Raw genomic sequence first — 21783 nt, 5'->3', positions numbered from 1 at the left:
AGATGATGAACGCAGATACCATCGAAGTGAAGATCGGGGCCTTGTTGACCACGTTGGGGTTGACGGTCGCCCTGGCCGAGTCATGCACCGGCGGTCAAATCGGCGACCGCCTGACCGACATACCCGGCAGCTCCGCCTACTTTCTGGGCAGCGCTGTCACCTATGCCTACTCGGCCAAAGAGCATGTGCTGGGCGTTGAGCACAATACGCTGCTGAGCAAGGGCGCGGTCAGCGCCGAAGTGGCGCGCCAGATGGCCCAGGGCGCGCGACGCGCCTTTGGCGCGGACATCGCCGTCTCGGTCACCGGCATTGCCGGGCCAGGCGGCGGCACGCCGGATAAGCCGGTTGGCCTGGCCCATCTGCATCTCTCCGCGCCCGACGCGGAATGGGCCGAGCGTCATGTCTGGCACGCGGACCGCGTCGGCAACAAGCGCCTGTCGGCTGATGCAGCCCTGGCCATGATTTTGCGCTACCTGGAACAGCAGCGGCCGCAACGAGCCGCGGACCCTGGGATGCCGACCGAGCCGCTGGACGCCGCCGCGGCCAGTGCCCGTCAGACGGCTGCACACAGCGGCGACCTGCGCCCCCCCGCGGCCGGCGCCTGGACACCGGCCGCCGTGGACGCCTGGCGCTCGCCGGACGCGCAGGTCCATCCACGCGCGTTTAGCTGGCGCGGCGAGATGCACGTGGTGACGGCTACCGGCCGCCGCTGGGTCGAGCGCGCGGACGATGGCATCTGGCATTGTGTCCTGGTGCAGACGGCCCTGGGCGACACCTTCGAGCTGCGCTATCAGCCCGATAGCAATCGCTGGGTCGTCTCTGGCGCCTGGCTGTGCCCGCGCCTGGCCTGAACAAGGTCAACTCCAAATCTTTTCAATTAGATTGTCCTATGGTATAATCGCGACAATTGTCACAAGGCTTACAGGTTGCTGCGCGACTACGTGGTCGCCGTGACTTGCTTGTGCAACCCACTCCGTTACACTGGTGAGGACGCCTATGAATTTAGAAACCTATGCGTTTGTCGGAATCCTCTCAGCCGTCGGTATTGGCTTCCCCATTGTTGGTTTACTCGTCGCGTGGCTCTTACGCCCCAAGAGACCCAACCCAATCAAGCTATCCACCTATGAGTGCGGTGTCGAGACGATGGGCGATACCTGGGTGCAATTCAAGGCCCAGTACTACCTCTTTGCTCTGATCTTCGTCATCTTCGACATCGAAGCCGTCTTCCTGTTCCCGTGGGCGGTGGCCTATGGCCGGCTCGATCTGTGGGCACTCATGGAGGCGGCAATCTTCATTCTGATCTTGGTTGGCGGGCTGGCCTATGCCTGGCGCAAGAACGCGTTGGAGTGGCAATAATGGACATCATCCTGGATCCCTCTCGTATCGGCGCATGGCTGGAAGGAGTCCTGGTGGGATGGGGGCTGGCGCCAGGGCTGGCGGTTTTCATCAACCTGACTATCAGAGCCACCGTCATCCTGATCTTCGCCCTGATCCTGGTGCTCGGGCTGATCTGGCTGGAGCGCAAGGTGGCCGGCCGTATCCAGGACCGCCTCGGCCCTAATCGCGCTGGCCCCTATGGCCTGCTGCAAACTGTGGCCGACGCCATGAAGCTGCTGACCAAAGAGGATATCACGCCGACTGCGGCCGACAAGGTGACGTTCAACGCCGCTCCTGTCCTGGCCGTCTTCGCGGTGCTCATGCTCTTCGGCGCCATTCCGCTGGCGCCGCACTTCGTCGGCGCAGACATGGGCATCGGCGCGCTCTACATCGTGGCTCTCGGCTCCATCGCCATCATGTCGGTGCTGATGGCCGGCTGGGGTTCCAACAACAAGTACGCCTTGCTCGGCGGCTTCCGCGTGGTGGCGCAGCTCTTGAGCTACGAAGTTCCCATGATCCTCGCCATCCTGAGCGTGGTCATCGTGGCCAGCACCATGTCCATGAACGGCATCGCCCAGGCGCAGGGCGGGCTGGCCGGCTTCGGCTGGAATGCCTTCATCATGCCGCTGTCGTTCGTGCTCTACTTTGTCTCCGCCCTGGCCGAAGGCGAGCGCACCCCGTTCGACTTGCTGGAGGCCGAATCGGAAATCGTCTCCGGCTACAACGTTGAGTACAGCGGCATGAAGTTCGCCTGGTTCTACCTGGCGTTCTTCCTCAACACCTTCATCCTGAGCGCCATCGCCACCACGCTCTTCCTGGGCGGCTGGCAAGGTCCCTTTGTCGAGCAGGTGCCGCTCCTGGGAATCTTCTACTTTGGCATCAAGGTCATCTTTGTGATGTACCTCAACATGTGGGTCCGCGCCACCTTCCCGCGCCTGCGCATTGACCAGATGATGAACCTGGCCTGGAAGGTGATGGTGCCCCTGGGCCTGGTCGCTGTCTTCACCGTCGCCCTGGCTGTCAAGTTGCCGGGTGGCCCCATTGTGCAGACCGTTGCCCTCTTCGTCCTGCAACTCGGCGGCCTGGTCTTGGGCCTGGGCGTGGTTGGACGCAGTCTGCGCTTGGCCGCACAGGGTGGTAGCGCCCCCATGCCGGTGTTTTCGGAGAAAATCGGCCCCCCGCCGGTGCGCATTTGACATCACACCGGGACTGCGCCGCTGAAGGTTGCCAGTCCCGGTTTTAGTTTGCGTTCGGAGGAGTCTCTATGCCCACTCTCCCCTTTCCGTTGCCAACGGTTGAGCAAGCCGTATTTCTTGGCATTGCGGCTTTCATCATCGCGTCCGCCTTGCTCACAGTGCTGCTGCGCAACCTGTTTCATGCGTCGCTGTGCCTCACCGCGGCTTTCTTTGGGGTGGCTGGCGTCTACATCCTGCTCGAAGCCGAATTTCTGGCCGTGACACAGGTGCTCGTCTACATCGGCGCCATTGCTACCCTCATCGTCTTCGCTATCATGCTGAGCCGCGGCATCACCAGCCAGGCCGGGCGCCTCAATGCGCAGGGGGCAGCCGTCGCCATCGGCGCCGTCTTCCTCTTCGTTTTTATGAACACCATTCTGCGCGGCGTTGCCTGGCCCGTCACTGTTCAGGCCGTGCCCACCGATGCCATTGCCCGCCTGGGCATTGACTTCGTCGGCAGCTACCTGGTGCCCTTCGAGGTGGTCTCTGTCCTGCTGCTGATTGCACTGATCGGCTCGATCATGATCGCCCGCGAACGGGCATAGGCGAGAAAGCGAGAGATTCTCATGATTCCACTCTCCTGGTATCTCACTCTGGCGGCCGCACTGTTTGCCATCGGCCTCTTTGGCGCACTGGCCCGCCGTAACGCCGTTGGCGTGCTGATGGGTGTCGAGCTGATCCTCAATGCGGTCAACATCAACCTGGTCGCCTTCTGGCGTTTCGGCAATCCGATGGAGTTGACCGGCCAGCTCTTTGCAATTTTTGTCATCGCTGTGGCCGCGGCCGAAGCCGCCGTCGGCCTGGCCCTGATCATTGCGATCTATCGCATCCGGGGAACCGTCAACCTGGACGAACTCGACACGCTCAGGGGATAAAGGGCAGCCGGCCCGCTACGGACTTGCAGGGAACCACCATGGCGCGCACACAAGATAACCGTCAGAACCAACCCATCACCGCGGCCGACCTGGAACGCGTCTACCAGCGCGCGGTGGAATACCTGAACAAGGGCGGCTATGGCTACGCTGGCAAGCTGTTTCGCCAGATCGAAGCGGTGCAGCCCGGTTACATGGACGCCGCCGCCCTGATCCGCATCTGCGATGAAGGCAAGCGCGCACAGACCTTCGTGCAGTGGAGCGCCGCCTCCTTCACCCTGATCGTGTTCATCATCCTGTGGATCGTCTGGCGGCAGACCGATTTCTGGACCCTGGTCATCTGCGGCATCGCCCTGGTGGTCGGCATTGGCCTTGCGCAACAGATTTACGCCCGCTTCCTGGCGCCCCGACCAGGGCAGAATCAATGACGAGACGTGTATTTATGCCAAGTATTGTCGGATGGATTCGTTTGGACTCATTCATCACAGCCCCCGCCCCGCCTAACAAAAATCGAGGTTGCTCATGCTCAATCTCTCGTGGCTGATTCCCGTCTTTCCGCTGCTGGCATTTGCCATCATTGTCCTGGTCACCAACCGGGATGAGACGCGGGCGACCGCCGGCCTGAAGAAGGCCAGTTCGACTATCGCCATTGGCGCTATGGCCGTCAGTTGGCTCTTCGCGCTGATCGTCGTCGTCATTCCCACGCTGGCCAACTATCTGGAATTCTCGGAGACGCCGGGCCAATTTCCGTTGCTGGAAATTCCAACCGGTCAGGCCAGCCTTAGCTACTTCGGCGTCGCCGTGGACCCGCTGACCGCCGCCATGCTCTTCATGGTGCCGTTCGTCTGCCTGATGATCTTCATCTATGCGCGTGGCTACATGACCTGGCCGCATCATCTCGATCCAAACCAGGCCTACACGACCCAAGATGCTTCTTCCAGGGAGCTTGACCCGCGCTACAGCCGCTTCTTCGCCTATATCTCGCTCTTCGCCGCCGGCATGTTGGGCCTCGTCATCGCCAACAACCTCTTCATGCTCTTCGTCTTCTGGGAGTTGATGGGGTTGTGCTCCTACCTGCTGATCTCCTTCTGGTTCGAGAAGAAGTATTGGAACCCCAACCAGATCACGCCCAAGGACGCGGGCCTCAAGGCCTTCCTCACCACGCGCATCGGTGATACCATCATGTTCAGCGGCCTGGCCCTGCTCTACGTCCATGCTGGTACGCTCAACTTCGATGGGATTTTCCGCAATCCGGAAGTCATGCAGCATCTGACGGAAACACTGGTGCCGGGCCTGGGCATCTCCTGGGCCGCGCTGACCGCCTTCCTCATCTTCTGGGGCGCGATGGGCAAAAGTTCGCAGTTCCCGCTGCACGTCTGGCTGCCAGATGCCATGGAAGGCCCCACGCCCGTCAGCGCGCTGATCCATGCGGCCACGATGGTCTCCGCCGGCGTCTATCTCATCATCCGCATGTTCCCCCTCTTCCATGCGGCGGCTGAAGGGGCGCCCTGGGTGCTCAGTTTCGTCGCGGCCATCGGCGCGTTCACAGCCATCTTTGCGGCCACCATCGCCGTGGCCCAGAACGACATCAAGAAAGTGCTGGCCTACTCCACCATCAGCCAGCTCGGCTATATGTTTGCCGCCCTGGGCATCGGCGCATACGTGGCCGCCGCCTTCCACCTGCTGACCCACGCCTTTTTCAAGGCGCTCTTGTTCCTCGGTTCCGGCGCAGTCATTCACGCGGTGGAGCACGGCGAGCAACATGTGCATGAGGCGCACGGCGGGCACGGCGGACACACGCCGACGCACGATGACCACGGTCATGGTCACGACGCGCACGACGACGGCCCGCCCTTCGACCCGCAGGACATGCTCAACATGGGCGGCCTGTGGAAACGCATCCCGCGCGTGGGCTGGACATTCCTCATCGGCGGCCTGGCCCTCAGCGGTTTTCCCCTCATCACCGCTGGCTTCTGGAGCAAGGACGAAATCCTGGCCAACGCCTTCGAGCTCAACTCCCTGGTCTTCTGGACGCTGGCGTTTTCGGCTCTGCTCACCGCCTTCTACACCGGCCGTCAGATCTGCCTGACCTTCTTTGGCCAGCCGCGCAGTGAAGCGGCTGCGCACGCCAGCCTGCCCACCAAGTTGGCCAAGACCGGGCTGCGCATGAACGACCTGATGACCTGGCCGCTGATGCTGCTCGCCGTCTTTGCCATTGTCGGCGGTTGGGTGGGCATCCCGGAGGGGTTCCCCGTGCTGGGTGGCCTGCTCAATAACCCGTTCGAGCATGTCATCGGCAGCCTGGAAGAGGCGCTGACGCACACCATCCACATACCGGAGTTCAACACCTTCCCGCTCATGGTCTCCATCATCGCCGCGCTCGGCGGCCTGACCCTGGCCTGGTTGGTGTATGGCCTGCGACCGCTCAAGGCTGGTGAGGTTGACCCGGTCAAGCGCCTGCTCGGCCCCGTCTGGACCGTGCTCAACCGCAAGTATTACATTGACGAATTGTACCAGGGAACCGTCGTCGCCTTTGCCGTCTGGCTGGGGGAGATGGCCTTCCGCTTCGACAATCGCTGGGTCATTGACCCCATCGTCAATGGCATCGGTCGCCTGGGGCGTCTGCTGTCTGACGGCCTGCGCGCCTTCTTCGACGAACCGATTGTGGATGGCATCGTGAACGGCCTGGGCGCCTTGACCGACGGCCTGGGGGGTCTTGCCCGTAAGCTGCAGACCGGACAAGGCCAAAACTACCTGTTGTTCGCGGTGATGACCATCATGCTGTTACTGGGCTTTTATCTGTACGCCTGAGCGTGCTGAAATTTTTCCCCCCTGAATCGGAGGAAGCTGACATGTCTTTTCCACTTCTGACCATCATCACATTTGCGCCGCTCTTGGGCGCGCTGGTGATCCTGTTCCTGCCCAAGGAGAACGAACGCACAATCAAGAACTGGTCCGTCTTGATTAGCCTCTTACCACTGGCGCTTTCTATCTTTCTCTGGTTTGCTTACAATAAAACCAGCGGCGGCTACCAGTTCCAAGAGGTCTACTCCTGGATTCCGCAGCTCGGCGCAACCTACCACATGGGCGTAGATGGCCTCAGCGTGCCGTTGATCTTCCTGACCGCGCTGCTGACCACCCTGGGGCTGTATTATTCCAGCTTCACGATCAAGCGCCGTGCCAAGGAATTCTTCCTGCTCTTCTTGCTGCTGGAAATGGGCATGCTCGGCGTCTTCGTCTCGCTCGACTACGTGCTCTTCTACGTCTTCTGGGAAATTGGTCTGGTGCCGATGTACTTCCTCATCGCCATCTGGGGCCAGGCCAAGGACCGGCCGCAGTACGCCGCGATCAAGTTCTTCATTTTCACCCTGGTCGGTTCCGTCGCCATGCTGCTGGCCATCCTGGGGGTCTACTTCGTCACCGGCACCTTCGACATTGTGGAGGCGGCCAAGGCCAAGCCCTTTGCCAACGACATGTTCCTGGGCAGCCTGGCCTTCTGGGGCTTCTTCCTCGGTTTCGCCATCAAAGTGCCCAGTTTCCCCTTCCACACCTGGTTGCCTGACGCCCACACGGCCGCGCCCACGGCCGGCTCGGTCATCCTGGCTGGCGTCCTGCTGAAGCTCGGCGCTTACGGCTTCCTGCGCATCGTGCTGCCCACGCTGCCCAACGCCTTCAAGGCCTGGTCACTGGTCGTCGTCGCCCTGGGTGTCATCAGCATCATCTACGGCGCCTTCGTCTGCATGGCGCAGTGGGACCTCAAACGCCTGATCGCCTACTCCTCTGTCAGCCACATGGGCTACGTCATGTTGGGCATCGGCGCCGCCGCCTTCGGCGTGGGCGCCACCGAGCAAGCCACCATCAACAGCCAGGCCATGGCCATCAACGGCGCGGCCTTGCAGATGTTCAACCACGGCATCATCACCGGCGGCTTGTTCTTCTTGGTCGGCATCATCTACGAGCGCGCGCACACCCGCGAACTGAAGAAGTTCGGCGGTCTCAGCGCCAAACTGCCCTACTACTACGGCATCATGCTCGTCACCGCCTTCGCCTCCCTCGGCCTGCCCGGCCTGGCCGGTTTCTGGAGCGAATTCCTGGTCTTCCGCGGCGCCTTCGACCTGGTCAAGGTCTACGCCGCTGTCGGCGTCCTCGGCATCGTGATCACCGCCGCCTACATCCTCTGGAAGATCATCCAGTTCATGTTCCTGGGCGATTACGACCCGCACAAGATAGATCACTGGACCAACCTGACCACCGGCCGGGACGAACACGAGCCAAGCGACATGGCGACCTTCGAGAAGGTGACGATGTGGCCGCTGGTAGCGTTCATGGTGCTGTTCGGCATCTTCCCGACGCCGCTGCTCAATTTCTTCAATCTGGCCGCCAATGAACTCTTGCAACGGCTCATGTAGCCGGAAGGAGCGCTGATCGTGAACCCTCTGCTGCTCCTGGCACCCGAATTGATTATTTTCCTGGCCGGGCTGGTCATCTTCCTGCTCGACCTGGTTTATCGCGACGCCGCGCGCACCCATCTCTTCCAGGGGATTGCGCTCGTCGGTCTCGTGCTGGCCCTGGTTGCCAGCCTGGCCCTGCTCGGACAAGACGCCACTGCGCTGACCATGATGACCGTGGACGGTTTCGCCGTCTTCTTCAAGGTGCTCGTCATCATCGTCATGATCCTGGTGGTCACCGCGGCCGGCGATTACATGCAGTCTCGCAGCCGCCATCAGGGCGAGTTCTACACCATGCTTCTGGCCGCCACCCTGGCCATGACCGTTGCCGTCAGCGCCAACAACCTGGTGCTGATCTACCTGGGCATGGAATTCCTCAGCATCACGTCGTATGTGCTGGCCGGTTTCATTCGCGACGACAAGCGCTCGAGCGAAGCCGCCATCAAATACTTCCTCTACGGCGCCGTCGCCTCCGGCGTCATGCTCTATGGCCTGTCGCTGCTCTATGGCGCCACCGGCAGCATCTACCTGACCGAGATTGCCGCCGCTTTCAAGAACACGAAGGGCCTGACAGCCTCCCTGGGCTTACCGGCATCCATTCTGGTCATCACCGGCTTTGGTTTCAAGGCCAGCCTGGCGCCGTTCCATCAGTGGGCGCCCGACACCTACGATGGTGCGCCAACGCCGGTCACGGCCTTCCTCTCCACGGCCTCCAAGGCTACCGGCTTTGCCCTGCTCCTGCGCGTCCTGTTGGTGGCCCTGCCCGCCGTGCAGACGCAGTGGACCGCCATCCTGGCCGGTATCGCCATGGCCACCATGACCCTGGGCAACCTGGCCGCGCTGCGCCAGACCAACGTCAAGCGTCTGCTGGCCTACTCCAGCATTGCGCAGGCCGGCTACATCCTGATCGGTCTCGTCGCCGCCACGTCCGAGCCGGGTAAAGCCTTCAACGGCATCAACGGCGTGCTGATCTATCTGTTCGCCTATCTCTTCACCAACATCGGCGCCTTCATCACCGTGACCGCAGTCGAAGATGCCACCGGCAGCGTCGAACTCAAGGATTGGTCGGGTCTCATCACCCGCCAGCCCTTCCTCGCGATCATGATGCTCATCTTCATGCTTTCACTGGCCGGCATTCCGCCCACCGGTGGCTTCATAGGCAAGTTCTTCGTCTTCGGCGCCGCCATCCAGACCCAAGCGTTCGCCCTGGCGGCTGTGGCGCTGGTCAACGCGGCGATCGCGGCCTTCTACTACTTGAGCGTCGTGCGCTACATGTTCTTCGAGCCGCAGGGCGAGCGAACCCCGTTCAAGATCTCGCGGCCTGTGCAGGCGGTCGTCGCCATCGCCATGATTATGACGCTGGTCATCGGCATCTTCCCCGGCCCTTTTATTACCTGGGCCACCGAAGCCGTGCTGCCCATGCTGGCATCGTTGTAACGTAGCAGCTGAACTTTCAACAAGAAATGGCGAATATGCGACGCATCTGGCGTGAGTATCGTTTTGAAATTATCCTGACCCTGCTGATCCTGCTCGGCTTTTTCCTCCTGGTCGAACGGTTCAACATCCGGCAGAGCCTGTGGCTGTGGCTGAGTGGCGCGGGCAAAGCGCTGGTTGGTGGCATCACCGCGATGATCACAACCACACTCAACTTCCTGACCAACCGCACAGCCTCTGACCTCACCGGCCTGGTCCTGATCTTGGGAGCAGTGGGTGTGCTGGGCTGGCGCATGCGGCGACGCATCATCCAGGCGCCGTCCCTGTCCGACAAGGCCTGTCCGCGCTGCGGCAAGGAACTGCATCGCGTTCACCGCGCACCCGGTGACCGCCTCATCGGCTTCTTCCTGCCCATGCGGCGTTATCTGTGCAACAACCCCACCTGTGGTTGGACTGGCCTGCGCATCTACACCGCCACGCGGGCGCGCCGCCGCTCGAAGCGCAGCAGCGACGCTGAGGAGACTGTAGGCGCTGAATAGTGCAAAGTGCAAAGCGTTTTCGGAGAAAACGCTTTGCACTTTGTACTTTGCACTTTGACCTAACGAGGCTGCCTTGCGACTCAGTCAGTTGACTTTCTTGCTCACCGACAGCGTCCAGTATGGCCTGGGCGACCCGGACATCACCTCCATCACCGCCGACTCACGCCAGGTGCGCCCCGGCACGCTGTTTGTCGCCATTTTCGGCCTGCGTGTGGACGGTCATGAGTTCATCGGCCAGGCCGCGGCGCAGGGCGCGGCCGCCATCGTGGGCGAGCTTCCGCCGACTGAGAGCGGCGCGCTCAGCGGCGCGGAGATACCGTATCTCCAGGTTGCAAACAGCCGCAGCGCGCTGGCCTGGCTGGCGGCCGCCTGGCATGATTTTCCCGCGCGCAAACTCACCGTCATTGGCGTCACCGGCACCGACGGCAAAACCACCACCGGCACCCTCATCGCACACATCTTGCGCGGCGCCGGCCGCAAGGTGGGCCTTGTCACCACGGTGCAAGCCGACATCGGCGGTCACACCCTCGATACCGGCCTGCATGTCACCACACCGGATGCACTGGACACCCAACACTACCTGGCCGAGATGGTCAAGGCCGGCTGTGAGGTCGCGGTGCTCGAAAGCACGTCACATGGGCTGCATCAGCGCCGGGTGGATGCCTGCGAGTTCGATCTGGCCATCGTGACCAACATCACCCACGAGCACCTCGACTATCACGGCACCTGGGACAACTACGCGGCCGCCAAAGGCATCCTCTTCCAGCACCTGAGTGCGTCTGTCGAAAAAGGGGGGACAACCAAGACAGCCGTGCTCAACGCCGAAGATGCCAGTTTTCCCCTCCTGGACGCCATCCTGAGCCAGGGACGGTCATCGTTGCGACGCCTGACGTATGGCTTGCAGAACGGCGCCGTGCAAGCAGCCGACATCACCCATGCCCCTGATTGCACCACCTTCACGCTCGACCTGGGGCACAGCATTTACGACCTGGGCCTGGCCGTGGACGGCCTGCAAACGCAGATCACGACGCGCCTGATCGGGGATTTCAACATCTACAACATCCTGGCCGCAGCCTGCTCCACCCTCGCCCTGGGTGTTCCGTTGGACGTGCTGCGCGTCGCCATTGCCAGCTTCGACGGCGTTGTCGGGCGCATGGAACGCCTCGATGAAGGCCAGCCATTCCTGGCCATCGTTGACTTTGCCCATTCTCCTGTGTCATTACAACGGGCGTTGGAGACCGTCCGGCCGCTGGTGGCGCCCGAGGGCCGCTTGATTGCCGTTTTTGGCAGCGCGGGCCAGCGCGACCGGGCCAAACGCTACCTGATGGGCCACATTGGCGGGCGCCTGGCCGATCTCACCGTCATCACCGCGGAGGACCCGCGCACGGAAGCGATTGCGGACATTTCAGCGGAGATTGCATGCGGCTGTCAGGACGCCGGCGGACAGGAGGGTGAAACGTACTGGCGAGTGGATGATCGGGCGGCAGCGCTGGCGTTTGCATGCCGTTTGGCGCGCGCCGGTGATGTGGTCATTGCCTGTGGCAAGGGCCACGAGCGCTCGATGTGCTTTGGCGTCACCGAGACCCCCTGGAACGAACAAGAGGCCATGCGCGCCGCCCTCAGAGCGGCATGGCCCAAGCCTGCAGCACCATCCGCCGCATAGTCCTTTGTCCACTGCCCATGCTCAGTTGAGCTTGAGATTGGGCAGCACGTCCAGGTCCCAAGCGCTGCGCTGACCGGCAGCGTAGCGATAAAAACCGGCGCTGGCGATCATGGCGGCATTGTCGGTGCATAACCAGATGGGCGGGACCGCGTGCGGCACCGGCAAGCGGGCGGCTAACTGCCGGCGCAGTTCAACATTGGCGGCAACGCCGCCGCAAACGCAGACCTGACTGACCTTGAAATCGTCAACGGCGACCAGAATCCTGGCAACGAGGGCCTCGGCGACGGCCCGCTGAAAACTGGCGGCCAGATCAGCCACCGGTAATGCCGCCCCGTCTGCCTTGAGCGCCTGCGTCAAACGCAGCACGGCCGTCTTGAGACCGCTGAAGCTGAAGTTGTAGCGGTGCTTCGGATCATGGCGCAGCGCCAACGGCAGATCGAAAGCCTGCGCCCGGCCGCCCTCGGCCGCCCTCTGCAGCGCCGGCCCCCCAGGATACCCCAAGCCGAGCAGACGTGCCACTTTGTCGAAAACTTCGCCCGCGGCATCGTCCAACGTCGCGCCCAGGCGCGTGTAACGACCGTGCTCGTGCATCAGGATCAGTTCGGTGTGTCCACCGCTGACGATCAGCACCAACACAGGAGGGACCGGGGGCGCGGTATTGCCGCCGGCCCGCAGCCAGTTGGCATAGATGTGGCCTTCGAGGTGGTTGACGCCGATCAGCGGCAGGGCGCGCGCCCAAGCCAGGCCTTTGGCCGCGTTGACGCCGACGAGCAGCGATCCAGCCAGCCCCGGCCCATAGGTCACCGCCACCGCGGCGATGTCTTGCCAGCCGACCTGGGCGGTTGTCAGCGCCTGCTCGATGACCGGTTTGATGGTCAGGATGTGCTGTCGTGACGCCAGTTCTGGAAACACACCCCCGTACTGGCGGTGCAGATCAATTTGTGTCGCCACCACGTTGGACAGAATGTGCTGACCATCCCCCACCACCGCGGCGGCCGTCTCATCACATGAGGTTTCGATACCGAGAATCAGTCTTGTCATAATTCTGAATGCTGAATGCTCAGAGCTGAATGCTCAGAGTTGAATATCCCTACCGGCCCGCATTATAGCCGCTTTTGCCGGTTTTTGCCAGTTGTACTGCAAGCGGGCACGAATTGCGCCTGTTTCCTTAGGCGAAAAAGTGAGGTCTATTCCCACTTGCAGTATAGGATGGCAGTACCACGGATTAACAGGGATGAACACGGAGGACGACACTGAAGACCTTGATTATTGGCGCCGGGGCGATTGGCTGCCTGGTGGGTGGGCGCCTGGCTCTGGCTGGGCAGCAGGTGACGTTGATCGGCCGGCCGCCGGTGGTCGAGGCCATCCAGGCGCACGGGCTGACGCTGAGCAGTGGCGTGCAAACGCACACCGCGGTGACGGTGGAGGCCGTGCCCTCCCTGGCCGCCGCGCTGGCCGGCGGCGCCAGCTTTGATCTCGCGATTCTGACGGTCAAGGCATATGACACCGCCACCGTGATGGCCGAGCTGGCGCCCTGGCGTCCGCACCTGCCACCGCTCCTGACGCTGCAAAACGGGGTTGGCAATGAGGAGCGCCTGGCGGGCATTCTCGGCGCAGGGCGGGTGATCGCGGGCGCGATCACCACGCCGGTCACGGTGACCGTGCCGGGCGTCATCGAGGTGACGCGGCGCGGACGGATCGCGCTGGCCGCAGTTGACCCGCGGGCCAACGCGTTCCCGCTGCTGTCATTGGCCGCGCTGTTTGCGGCGGCCGGGCTGCCGACCCGTGTCTATGAGGATTTTCGGGCGCTCAAGTGGACCAAGCTGCTGATGAATCAACTGGCCAACGCCACCTGCGCAATCCTGGGGTGGCTGCCAGCGCAGGTCATGGCCGATCCTCGCCTGGCTGACCTGGAGATTGCGGCCTGGCGTGAGACATTGGCCGTCATGGCGACTCAGCGCATCCGTCCCGTCACCCTGGGTGGCTATCCGTTTCCGTGGCTGGCGCCGCTCATACGAACGCTGCCGCCTGCCGTGATTCGCCTTGCCCTGGGACGCCTGGTCGGCGGCGCACGCGGGGGCAAGGCGCCGTCGCTCTATCTGGACCTGGCCGCGGGCAAAGGACGCACCGAAGTGGCCTATCTGAACGGAGCGGTGGCAGCAGCCAGCGCGGAGATCGGGACGCCGGTCAACCGGGTGCTGACAGAGACCCTGCAGGCGCTCAGCGCCGGCCAGACGCCGTGGGAGCAATGGCGCGATCAGCCCGCACGGCTGCTGCAGCGGGTGCAGGAGGCGCGGCGGTAGTGGTACTTTCACTTGGACATGGCCGGCGCGGCCGCATCAGCGCGGGGCGAACTGCCAGAGCAACAGCACACCGACCGCGCCGATCGCCAGGAATTCAAACACGATCATGCGGCGCCAGGTCCCGGCAACGCCCTGCTGGGCCAGTCCCACCAGCAGGTAAAAAACCAACAGGACGACAAAGCCGCCGGTTAGGCCGGGCAATTGCCAATAGTTCAGAACCCACATCGCTTCGCCCAGCACCAGGCCGCAGAGCAAACCGTAGGTCAATACCGGGCGTTGGGCGATGGTTGCGCCGGCGCCGCGCAGCAGTTCCAGGGTCAGCAGCGTGCCGATGACCGTCGTCAGGGTGCCGGAAAGCACGCTGCGCGCACGTGATTGATAGACGATGAGGAACAGCAGCAGCGCAATGGCGTAGGTGATGAAATTGAGCGCGACACGCGCCAGGTGATAGACACGATCGTTCTCGTCAATGGTGTGGTAGATCATCATGCTGATGGCGGCCAGGAGGAAGCCGGTCAGGGCCAGCACGATGAGCCAGGTCACACGCGCCTGAATCAGGGGGAGGAACTGCGCGGCCGTCAGCACATAAGCGCACGGTAGCGCCGCCATGATCCAGGCGTTGGGCAACTCGCCGGCCGCGGCACGCGGATGCGCCCGCACAACGGCCCGCACGCCGCTCGCTGCCAGTACCAGTAGCGGGATGGCCAGCAAGGTCGAGGTGTTGACATCAATACTGAGGGGAGTGCCAAAAATGATCCAGGTCATGGTGCGGGCCGGCAGTTGCACAAAGAGTCCGGTCGCCAGCATGGCCAGGATCACCCAGAGAAAAATACTGATACGATCACGATAATCCGGTGCTTGCAAAAGAATGGTCCATGGTTGAAGTTTGGCGCCGGTCACGCCCACGCCGACCAGCCGCCCTCGGTGCTTCATTCTAATGTGGTCAGCGTCCCGTGTCAAACGACGCGTTGGATCATGCGAGAAATGATTGGTTGATACCTATGCTCGATCTCATGCTCTTGTTTGTGATGGGCCTGCTGTTGGCACTTGCCATCAACGGGCTGGCCGATGGCTGGCCTCGCTTTCTGCGACCAGACCAGGCACGCCCCTGCCCGCACTGCGCCCAGCCTGTGGCCGCCCCTCCGTTGGCAGCGCTGCATTGGCTGCGCCAACGCGGACGCTGTCCCGCGTGCGCAGGGCGCCTGGCGCTGCGACCGCCGCTGGTCGAGCTGGTCATGGCGATTGGGCTGCCGCTCCTGTGGCTGGCCGAAGGCTGGACGCCGCGCCTCGGCCTGGACAGCCTTTACCTGGCGGTCGGCAGTCTGATCGTGGCCATTGATGTGGAACACCTGCGCATTCCCAATGCCATCGTCTATCCGATGATCCTGGTGGCGACCGCGGCGAGCGCGCTGGGTCTCGGCCCGCGTGGCGCCACCGGCCTGGTCGGCGGCCTACCCAACGCCCTGGTGGGAGGTGGCGTCGCCCTGGCGGCCTTCGCGGTGTTCTTCATCGCCGGCGCCCTCTTTGCGGCCCTGCTCAAGGCGGGCACCGGGCCGGGATTGGGCATGGGTGATGTCAAGCTGGCGACGCTGGTGGGTTTGGTCACGGGTTACCCCGGTGTCGTGCAGGCCCTGTTTGTCACCTTGATCGCTGGCGCCCTGGCAGCCCTGGTTGTCATCGGTTGGCAGATCATCCAACACCGCTATAAGCCGGGGCGCGCCTTGCCTTATGGCCCCTTCCTGGTCCTCGGCGCCCTCTGGGCGCTGCTGATGGGCTAAGAGGAGAACGACTTATGAATTTCAACGACTATCAGCGGGCGGCTTTACGCACCGCCAACATCGGCCCGGAGCGCGCCCGTCGCGACCGCCTGGCGAACTGGGCCTTGGGCCTGATCGGCGAAGCCGGCGAAATCGCCGAAGACATGAAGAAGCACTTGTACCATGAGCATGAACTTGACCATGCCGCACTGGTGAAGGAACTGGGCGACGTGCTATGGTACCTGGCGGTGTTGGCCCAGGAGGTTGGCGTCGAGTTGGAAGAGGTTGCCACCACCAACATCGCCAAACTCCTCCTCCGCTACCCCGACGGCTTCTCCCCTGCGCACAGCATGCGGAGAGTGGACGAGGGGAGAGAGGAACGCTGAATAGTGCAAAGTGCAAAGTGCAGACCGGCCATCGGCCATCGCAAATCGAAAACCGGCAATTTTATGTCAGGACAAGACGCGCAGCAGGACCGATTCGAGCAATTGCAGGGCAAACAGGACCAGGATGGGCGAGATGTCGAGGCCGCCGAAGGGGGGAATCAGGCGTCGGGCCGGTTCCAGGATCGGATCGGTGACCGAACTGAGCAATTGCACCAGTGGGTTCGACCGATCCAGGTTGGGGAACCAGGTCAGCAGAACCCGGATCAGGATGGCAAACTGCAACGCGCCGAACAGCAGAACGATGAACTGACGCAGGAAAATCATTTCTCACTCAACTCCCCGAGTAACTTCGATTTTTGATAGGCGGCATAGACTGCCTTCGAGACGATCGTGCGCAGGCCGCCCTTCTCCAACTGATACAACGCCTCGGCTGTCGTGCCGCCGGGTGAGGTGACCATGTTGCGCAATGTGGCCGGATGGCGGGCGCTGGTGCGCGCCACCGCCAGCGAACCCTCCATGGTCTGCAGCACCAACTGCTCCGCGACCCGTCGCGAGAAGCCCAGGTGGACCCCGGCGTCAATCAACGCCTCGATGAAGAGAAAGACGTAGGCCGGCCCGGTGCCGCTGAGCGCGGTCGCCATGTCCAGGTAAGCCTCATCCTCCATCCAGATTGCCTCACCCAGCGCGCCCAGCATCTGATCCGCCTGCTGGCGCTGCATATCACTGACCTGCGGCGTGCTGGTCCAGACGGTGATGCCTTTGCCCAGTTGGGCCGGGGTGTTGGGCATCGCGCGCACGATGGCCTGCTGCCCGCCCAACCCGCGGCTGATGGCGAGGATGCGCGTCCCCGCGGCGATGGACAAGACGAGAGTCTCCGGTGCGATGTGGCCGTTCAACTCACGCAGCACCTTGGGCAGCACCTGCGGCTTGACGCTGAAGACCACGATCTCGCTGGCGCGGGCGGCTTCCAGGTTACTGGTGGTGCTGTGAATCCCGTAGCGTTCGCTGAGGGCATAGCCGCGGTCGGCGCGCGGGCCGGCCGCCAGGATGCGATCGCTGCTGGTCAGGCGTTGATCGAGCACCCCTTTGATCATGGCTTCGGCCATCACGCCGGAGCCGATGAAGGAAATCGTTGTTTCGTGTAGCATTTGTCGTTCTTTCGTGTTTGCAATCCGGCGGATTGCGTGACAGGGGGTTGTGACGCCTGGCGCTCGCCAGAAGGCAATCCGGCGGATTGCGTTACTCGCGCTCGCCGAAGATCGCGCGGCCAATGCGCACGAGGGTCGCGCCTTCTTCGATGGCGGTCTCGAAGTCATCGGTCATGCCCATCGAGAGCTGACTGCGCTCGAACTGCGGTGCGCGTTGCGCCAGCGCGGTGCGTAAGCTGCGCAGGCGTTGAAAAACCGGCCGCACCTCGTCGGGGTTTGCGGCCAGCGGCGCCATCGTCATCAAGCCGGCGACGTGCAGATGCGGCAGCGCCGCAATCTCCGCCAGCGCCGGGCCAATCTCCTCGATACGGAAGCCGTACTTGCTGGCCTCCCCGGCCACATTGACTTCGAGCAAAATGGCCTGCTCCAGACCACGGGCCTGGCTCTGCTGTGACAGTTTGCGCGCAATTTTCATTCGATCCACCGAGTGGATCAGCCCAAACGGGCCAACGGCCGCCGCCGCCTTGCGGCCCTGCAGATGACCGATCAGATGCCAGGTAATCGGCTGCGCGCCGGGCTGCTGCGCCAACCATGCCTGTACGGCCGCCATCTTCGGCAGCGCTTCTTCCACCCGGTTCTCGCCAAAATCACGCACGCCCAGGCTGTAGGCTGCTTGAATGGCCTCCACGGGGTGGGTCTTGCTCACGGCCACCAGCGTGACCGCGGACGGGTCGCGCCCGGCGCGCTGCGCGGCGGCTGCCATGCGTGCCCTGACCCGCGCCAGATTCTCTGCCAACGGTTCTCTGTTCATGACGATCATGCTCCGCTCATCTGGCCGCCAGCATGGCGATGGCGCCGAAGTGGCCGCAACGGCCGGCCGCGGCGCGGTGCGAGAAAAACCAATCGTGGTGGCATGCCGTACACAGCTCGGCGCTTTCGATCTGGCGGACGCCGGCTTCCCGCAACTGCTGCGTATTGGCCGCCCACAGATCGAAGTGGCGCCGGGTGCGCCGGCCAGGCGGCAAGAGCGCGGCGGGGTTGCTGAACGCCTGCTGCACAGCCTCCACCACCTCATCGCCCACCTCGTAACAGCACGGGCCGATGGCCGGGCCAATCCCCGCCAGCAGATCGGCGGGACGGCTGCCAAACGCGGCCTGCATGGCGCGCACCGTCGCCGTGCTGATGCCGGCCACGGTGCCGCGCCAGCCGGCATGGGCCAGGCCGAGCGCATGATGCACCGGGTCGTAGAGCAGGATGGGCGTGCAATCGGCAAAGCGCAGGAGCAGGGGTGTGTCAGGCGTGGCGGTGATGAGGGCGTCGGTGTCCATCTGGCGCTGGCCGCGCTGCGCCGGCCCAATCAACCCCACCTGCGCGCCATGCACCTGGTAGGCATTGGTCAGCGCGTCGGCCGGTACGTTCAAGGCCGCGCACAAGCGGCGATGATTTTCGTTGACCCGCGCCGTGTCATCGCCGCGGGTGTGACTGAGGTTGAGCGAATCCCAGGGCGCGGGGCTGACGCCGCCGCGGCGCGTGGAAATGGCGTACACCAGGCCCGCGTGACCGGCCAGGCTGGAAAATTGAAACACAGGGATGTCGTGCAGGCTGGTGATTGGCGCCGTCGTCGCTCTCTCGCTCATCTGCCGGCTAACCCAGCAGCGCAATGGGGGTCTTCAGCACGCCCGCGGACGTGTGAGTGCCGATCCGCTTCGCCGGCTTGCCGTCGCTAAAGCGAAAGGCCCAGGCCGGATCGCACGCCTGGCAGGTCAAACAGCCGGCCGAATCGGGCGGGCAGTGACTGCCGGTCTCGCCCTTTTGGGTCAGGCGCCATTCGTAATCGAAGAAGTTGTCGCTGACCCCGCTTTCGACGATGCGCCAGGGCAGCGGCCGATCGTGCGCAAACTCGCCGATGAACTGCGATGCGTCCAGGCCTGCGTCTGCCAGCGCGGCGTGAAAGCTGCGAATGGTCAGGTCGCCTTGCGCGGCCAGGGCCAGGAGGACCGGCGCCAGGCGGCGATCCCCGCGGGCCAGGACCGCCTGCACCTGCGCCCACTGTGGACTCTCGGCGCGCACGGCCACTTGATGGGGGCGCAGGCGTTTGTCAATCATGGCCTGGCGCCGCTTGAGGGTGCGCTCGTCGGCCATCGCCATCCATTGGAAGGGGGTGTGCGCCTTGGGTACAAAGGGTGTCGCGTTGATCGCCAGGCGGCGCTTGAAGCGCTTGCGCGCGGCGAGCGTGAATTGCACCAGGGCTTCGATGTCCTCATCGGTCTCGGTGGGGTGCCCGATCATAAAGTAGAGCTTGAGCTGCGGGAACTTGAACGCCTCCGCCAGTTCTACTGCGGCCATCAGATCATCCACGCCCTGCGTCTTGTTGATGACGTTGCGCAGGCGCTGGCTGCCAGCTTCGGGCGCAATGGTCAGCGTTTGCGTGCCGCTCTCGGCCAGGGCGCGCACCAGCGGGACGCTGATCGGGTCGGTGCGCATCGAAGAGACGGAGATGCGCGCCCAGTTGGCGCAAGGCCACAGCCATTTCATCAATTTCGGTGTGATCGGACACGGCCGCGCTGACCAGGCCGATGCGGTCGCCATGCTGCAAGCCTTGTTTGGCCCAGTCCAGCAGGCGGGCGAGCGGCTGTTCACGCGCCGGGCGGTAGACATAACCGGCCAGGCAGAAACGACAGCCGCGGCCGCAGCCGCGCGCAATCTCCATCAGATGCAGATTGGCAAATTCGGTGTCGGGCGTGTAGAGCGCAGATGCGGTCCGATACGCTTGCAGGTCGCGCACCCAGAGGCGTTGGATTTTCGGAGGAGGAGATTGGAGATTAGAGATTGGAGATTGGAGATTGTGGGTGGAGGACGCTCTCCGGTCTCCGGTCTCCGGTCTCCAGTCTCTGTTCTCCGGTCTCAGCAGCGGGACGTAAACGCCGGGGATCTGGTCCAGGACTGCCAGCAGGTCAAGGCGGTTGTCGTTGATTTGGGAGCGGAAGATTTGCGTGAGTTGAGGGATGACTTCTTCGCCTTCACCGATGACAATAGCGTCGAAGAAGGGCGCCATCGGTTCCGGGTTCATGGTGACCCCCGGGCCGCCGGCGATGAGGAGGGGCCAGGTGGGACCGTCCGGCGTGGCGTCCGCGCTGCGCTCGGCCGCCAGGGGCGGGATGCCTGCCTGCAGGAGCATCTCCACCACATTGAAATAGTCCATCTCGTAGGAGATCGTGAAGGCCAGCACGTCAAAAGCGTCTATGTCGTGCTGCGATTCCAGGGAGATGAGCGAGCGGCCGGCCTGGCGTCCGCCCTTATCCCAAAAGACCCGTTCACAAACGACATCGGGCAGGGCGTTGAAGGTTTGGTAGATGATTTGCAGCGCCAGGCTGGACATGCCGACGTAGTAGGTGTTGGGAAAGGCCAGCGCGACCCGCAAGCGTCCGCCCCAGTCCTTGAAGACGGCGCCGCTTTCTTTGTCGAGCTGCGCTTTGGCTTGCGCGATCTGATTCCACTTCATATTGCGTGATTTATAGCCATAATCATAAGATTTGTCAGTTTGTTCCGTGACGTGACATTATAGCACGTCCGCTGAGGGGTGCCAACAAAAAGACTTCCGAAGTCTCGCAGACTTCGGAAGTCCGGGCGTGATGTCAACCTAAGGCTTCCGCAGTCTCGCAGGCTTCGGAAGTCCGGGCACAGTCTCCTGAATCACAGCATCACGTCGCATGCGCCGGCCATGCAGGCCAGTTCCTGCGCGGCGGTGGTCAGGTCTTCCTCTTCGTAACGGTAGAGTTTGGAGAAATCAATCTCCGGGAAGACGGCCGCCAGGCGCTCGTACTCGTCCGCGTCGATCTCTTCGTAGGGCATTTGATCGTACTGAGCGTCATACGAGGGCAGGAAAGCCATGCCGCCGACGACATCCTGGTGTTCCCACACCCATTTGACCAGATCCAGCACCTCATCATCGTGATAGGTCACAGTCACGCTGGGGTTGTGTTCGGTGTAGTAGACCTTGTTTTGCAGCCAGTACGCGCACTGCGCAAGGGCCGAACGATTCTTGCGCGTGATGGCGCCGTCCGGCGATTTGACCGGGAAGTGGATCACCCAGGTGTCGGCGTCCTGTGGAGTCTGGCCGTTCTCCGGGCCCATGGGTACGCCAGCATCGCGCAGCACCTTGAAGACAGGCGAGTGGGCGCTGACGCGCACGTTGCGCACGTAATAGGGCGCCCAGCGGGCGTGCAGGCCGGAGGAGCAGTCCACCAACTGGCTGGTGTTGCCACTTGGCTTGACACAGGTGATCGAAGCGGACGGGTTGATGCCCAGTGTCTCGGCCACCTGGCGGTTGATCTGCAGAGCATGGTGCTTGAGCTGCGCCATGATGCGCGGGTCTTGCACCACCGGGCAGTCCATTAAGGCGCTCCTCTTCGCAGTTTTGCCGCCACATGGGGCGCAGGCCGGGGAAGTGGGTGGCCATGGACTGGATGGCGCCGATGATGGTGGCGATCTCCACCTTGCTGCGCAGCGTCTCCGGCGTATCCTCTGCCCTCGCCACCGCGGCCGTCAAATTGCAGAATTCCCACGGACGCAAGTTAATCTCTCCACACTGCCATGATAGCACATAAGCCATTTCGGTTCG

Annotated in this window: 21 protein-coding genes and 1 pseudogene; 14 read left to right on the top strand and 8 right to left on the bottom strand. The window is 63.0% G+C overall.

All coding sequences use genetic code 11. The annotated features are described in order from the left end of the window. Positions 1-2: 2 nt before the first annotated feature. The 11 genes from IPM84_21235 (at position 3) to IPM84_21185 (ending at position 11568) form a co-directional block, all read left to right on the top strand. Positions 3-851, top strand: a complete 849-nt coding sequence (locus IPM84_21235) for a CinA family protein (GenBank protein ID MBK9095231.1) — start codon at positions 3-5, stop codon at positions 849-851. Between the two features lie 145 nt (positions 852-996). Further along, entirely contained in the window at positions 997-1356 is a 360-nt protein-coding gene (locus tag IPM84_21230; protein MBK9095230.1) for an NADH-quinone oxidoreductase subunit A, read from the top strand. Then, the gene (gene nuoH, locus IPM84_21225; GenBank protein MBK9095229.1) at positions 1356-2573 is read left to right on the top strand and encodes an NADH-quinone oxidoreductase subunit NuoH; all 1218 of its coding nucleotides are present in this window, start codon (positions 1356-1358) and stop codon (positions 2571-2573) included. The genes IPM84_21230 and nuoH overlap by 1 nt, the downstream gene beginning before the upstream one ends. A 68-nt stretch (positions 2574-2641) precedes the next feature. Further along, positions 2642-3157, top strand: coding sequence for an NADH-quinone oxidoreductase subunit J (locus IPM84_21220; GenBank protein MBK9095228.1), 516 nt, complete (start codon positions 2642-2644; stop codon positions 3155-3157). A 24-nt stretch (positions 3158-3181) separates the two neighbouring features. Beyond that, positions 3182-3487: an NADH-quinone oxidoreductase subunit NuoK gene (nuoK, locus tag IPM84_21215; GenBank protein MBK9095227.1), complete on the top strand. Its 306-nt coding sequence runs from the start codon at positions 3182-3184 to the stop codon at positions 3485-3487. A gap of 38 nt (positions 3488-3525) precedes the next feature. Beyond that, positions 3526-3912: a hypothetical protein gene (locus IPM84_21210; protein ID MBK9095226.1), complete on the top strand. Its 387-nt coding sequence runs from the start codon at positions 3526-3528 to the stop codon at positions 3910-3912. A 94-nt stretch (positions 3913-4006) separates the two neighbouring features. Further along, entirely contained in the window at positions 4007-6295 is a 2289-nt protein-coding gene (locus tag IPM84_21205) for an NADH-quinone oxidoreductase subunit L (GenBank protein ID MBK9095225.1), read from the top strand. Between the two features lie 41 nt (positions 6296-6336). Continuing rightward, complete coding sequence (locus IPM84_21200; GenBank protein ID MBK9095224.1) at positions 6337-7893, top strand: NADH-quinone oxidoreductase subunit M; 1557 nt, start codon at positions 6337-6339, stop codon at positions 7891-7893. Between the two features lie 18 nt (positions 7894-7911). Next, on the top strand, positions 7912-9369 hold the full coding sequence (locus IPM84_21195) for an NADH-quinone oxidoreductase subunit N (GenBank protein MBK9095223.1): 1458 nt from the start codon (positions 7912-7914) through the stop codon (positions 9367-9369). A gap of 35 nt (positions 9370-9404) precedes the next feature. Further along, positions 9405-9905: a hypothetical protein gene (locus IPM84_21190; protein ID MBK9095222.1), complete on the top strand. Its 501-nt coding sequence runs from the start codon at positions 9405-9407 to the stop codon at positions 9903-9905. A gap of 73 nt (positions 9906-9978) precedes the next feature. Then, positions 9979-11568 (top strand): UDP-N-acetylmuramoyl-L-alanyl-D-glutamate--2,6-diaminopimelate ligase, encoded by a 1590-nt coding sequence (locus IPM84_21185; protein MBK9095221.1) that lies wholly within the window; start codon positions 9979-9981, stop codon positions 11566-11568. Between the two features lie 21 nt (positions 11569-11589). Here IPM84_21185 and tsaD read toward each other — a convergent pair whose 3' ends face one another. Further along, entirely contained in the window at positions 11590-12609 is a 1020-nt protein-coding gene (gene tsaD, locus IPM84_21180; GenBank protein ID MBK9095220.1) for a tRNA (adenosine(37)-N6)-threonylcarbamoyltransferase complex transferase subunit TsaD, read from the bottom strand. 212 nt (positions 12610-12821) lie between these two features. Between tsaD and IPM84_21175 the strand changes: the two genes are divergently transcribed. Then, positions 12822-13871, top strand: a complete 1050-nt coding sequence (locus IPM84_21175; protein ID MBK9095219.1) for a ketopantoate reductase family protein — start codon at positions 12822-12824, stop codon at positions 13869-13871. Between the two features lie 36 nt (positions 13872-13907). Here the strand turns inward: IPM84_21175 and IPM84_21170 are convergent, their stop codons facing one another. Next, entirely contained in the window at positions 13908-14804 is an 897-nt protein-coding gene (locus tag IPM84_21170) for a hypothetical protein (GenBank protein MBK9095218.1), read from the bottom strand. A gap of 68 nt (positions 14805-14872) precedes the next feature. Here IPM84_21170 and IPM84_21165 point away from each other — a divergent pair, with 68 nt between their 5' ends. After that, positions 14873-15649, top strand: coding sequence for a prepilin peptidase (locus IPM84_21165; GenBank protein MBK9095217.1), 777 nt, complete (start codon positions 14873-14875; stop codon positions 15647-15649). Positions 15650-15663: 14 nt separating this feature from the next. Further along, positions 15664-16014 carry a nucleoside triphosphate pyrophosphohydrolase family protein gene (locus IPM84_21160; GenBank protein MBK9095216.1) on the top strand — a complete coding sequence of 117 codons (351 nt, stop codon included), beginning with the start codon at positions 15664-15666 and terminating at the stop codon, positions 16012-16014. A gap of 66 nt (positions 16015-16080) precedes the next feature. On the opposite strand, the gene IPM84_21155 is transcribed toward IPM84_21160, so the two are convergent. The 6 genes and pseudogenes from IPM84_21155 to IPM84_21130 form a co-directional block, all read right to left on the bottom strand. Continuing rightward, positions 16081-16338, bottom strand: coding sequence for a YggT family protein (locus tag IPM84_21155; protein MBK9095215.1), 258 nt, complete (start codon positions 16336-16338; stop codon positions 16081-16083). Beyond that, entirely contained in the window at positions 16335-17162 is an 828-nt protein-coding gene (locus IPM84_21150) for a pyrroline-5-carboxylate reductase (GenBank protein MBK9095214.1), read from the bottom strand. The genes IPM84_21155 and IPM84_21150 overlap by 4 nt, the downstream gene beginning before the upstream one ends. A 91-nt stretch (positions 17163-17253) precedes the next feature. Continuing rightward, the gene (locus tag IPM84_21145; protein ID MBK9095213.1) at positions 17254-17982 is read right to left on the bottom strand and encodes a YggS family pyridoxal phosphate-dependent enzyme; all 729 of its coding nucleotides are present in this window, start codon (positions 17980-17982) and stop codon (positions 17254-17256) included. Positions 17983-17989: 7 nt separating this feature from the next. Beyond that, on the bottom strand, positions 17990-18799 hold the full coding sequence (pgeF, locus tag IPM84_21140; GenBank protein ID MBK9095212.1) for a peptidoglycan editing factor PgeF: 810 nt from the start codon (positions 18797-18799) through the stop codon (positions 17990-17992). 7 nt (positions 18800-18806) lie between these two features. Further along, positions 18807-19646, bottom strand: coding sequence for a radical SAM protein (locus IPM84_21135; GenBank protein MBK9095211.1), 840 nt, complete (start codon positions 19644-19646; stop codon positions 18807-18809). A gap of 1209 nt (positions 19647-20855) precedes the next feature. After that, positions 20856-21750: pseudogene (locus IPM84_21130) on the bottom strand (recombinase). Between the last annotated feature and the right edge of the window lie 33 nt (positions 21751-21783).

Source organism: Candidatus Amarolinea dominans (assembly GCA_016719785.1).
GTDB classification, from domain to species: domain Bacteria; phylum Chloroflexota; class Anaerolineae; order SSC4; family Amarolineaceae; genus Amarolinea; species Amarolinea dominans.
This window is presented reverse-complemented; position numbering and strand designations above follow the sequence as displayed.

Excerpts from the sequence above, each read along its gene's own strand:
- IPM84_21235 (MBK9095231.1), top strand. The coding sequence starts at position 3 with ATGATGAACGCAGATACCATCGAAGTGAAGATCGGGGCCTTGTTGACC.
- IPM84_21230 (MBK9095230.1), top strand. The coding sequence starts at position 997 with ATGAATTTAGAAACCTATGCGTTTGTCGGAATCCTCTCAGCCGTCGGT.
- nuoH (MBK9095229.1), top strand. The coding sequence starts at position 1,356 with ATGGACATCATCCTGGATCCCTCTCGTATCGGCGCATGGCTGGAAGGA.
- IPM84_21220 (MBK9095228.1), top strand. The coding sequence starts at position 2,642 with ATGCCCACTCTCCCCTTTCCGTTGCCAACGGTTGAGCAAGCCGTATTT.
- IPM84_21210 (MBK9095226.1), top strand. The coding sequence starts at position 3,526 with ATGGCGCGCACACAAGATAACCGTCAGAACCAACCCATCACCGCGGCC.
- IPM84_21205 (MBK9095225.1), top strand. The coding sequence starts at position 4,007 with ATGCTCAATCTCTCGTGGCTGATTCCCGTCTTTCCGCTGCTGGCATTT.
- IPM84_21200 (MBK9095224.1), top strand. The coding sequence starts at position 6,337 with ATGTCTTTTCCACTTCTGACCATCATCACATTTGCGCCGCTCTTGGGC.
- IPM84_21190 (MBK9095222.1), top strand. The coding sequence starts at position 9,405 with ATGCGACGCATCTGGCGTGAGTATCGTTTTGAAATTATCCTGACCCTG.
- tsaD (MBK9095220.1), bottom strand. The coding sequence starts at position 12,609 with ATGACAAGACTGATTCTCGGTATCGAAACCTCATGTGATGAGACGGCC.
- IPM84_21170 (MBK9095218.1), bottom strand. The coding sequence starts at position 14,804 with ATGAAGCACCGAGGGCGGCTGGTCGGCGTGGGCGTGACCGGCGCCAAA.
- IPM84_21165 (MBK9095217.1), top strand. The coding sequence starts at position 14,873 with ATGCTCGATCTCATGCTCTTGTTTGTGATGGGCCTGCTGTTGGCACTT.
- IPM84_21160 (MBK9095216.1), top strand. The coding sequence starts at position 15,664 with ATGAATTTCAACGACTATCAGCGGGCGGCTTTACGCACCGCCAACATC.
- IPM84_21155 (MBK9095215.1), bottom strand. The coding sequence starts at position 16,338 with ATGATTTTCCTGCGTCAGTTCATCGTTCTGCTGTTCGGCGCGTTGCAG.
- IPM84_21150 (MBK9095214.1), bottom strand. The coding sequence starts at position 17,162 with ATGCTACACGAAACAACGATTTCCTTCATCGGCTCCGGCGTGATGGCC.
- IPM84_21145 (MBK9095213.1), bottom strand. The coding sequence starts at position 17,982 with ATGATCGTCATGAACAGAGAACCGTTGGCAGAGAATCTGGCGCGGGTC.
- pgeF (MBK9095212.1), bottom strand. The coding sequence starts at position 18,799 with ATGAGCGAGAGAGCGACGACGGCGCCAATCACCAGCCTGCACGACATC.
- IPM84_21135 (MBK9095211.1), bottom strand. The coding sequence starts at position 19,646 with ATGCGCACCGACCCGATCAGCGTCCCGCTGGTGCGCGCCCTGGCCGAG.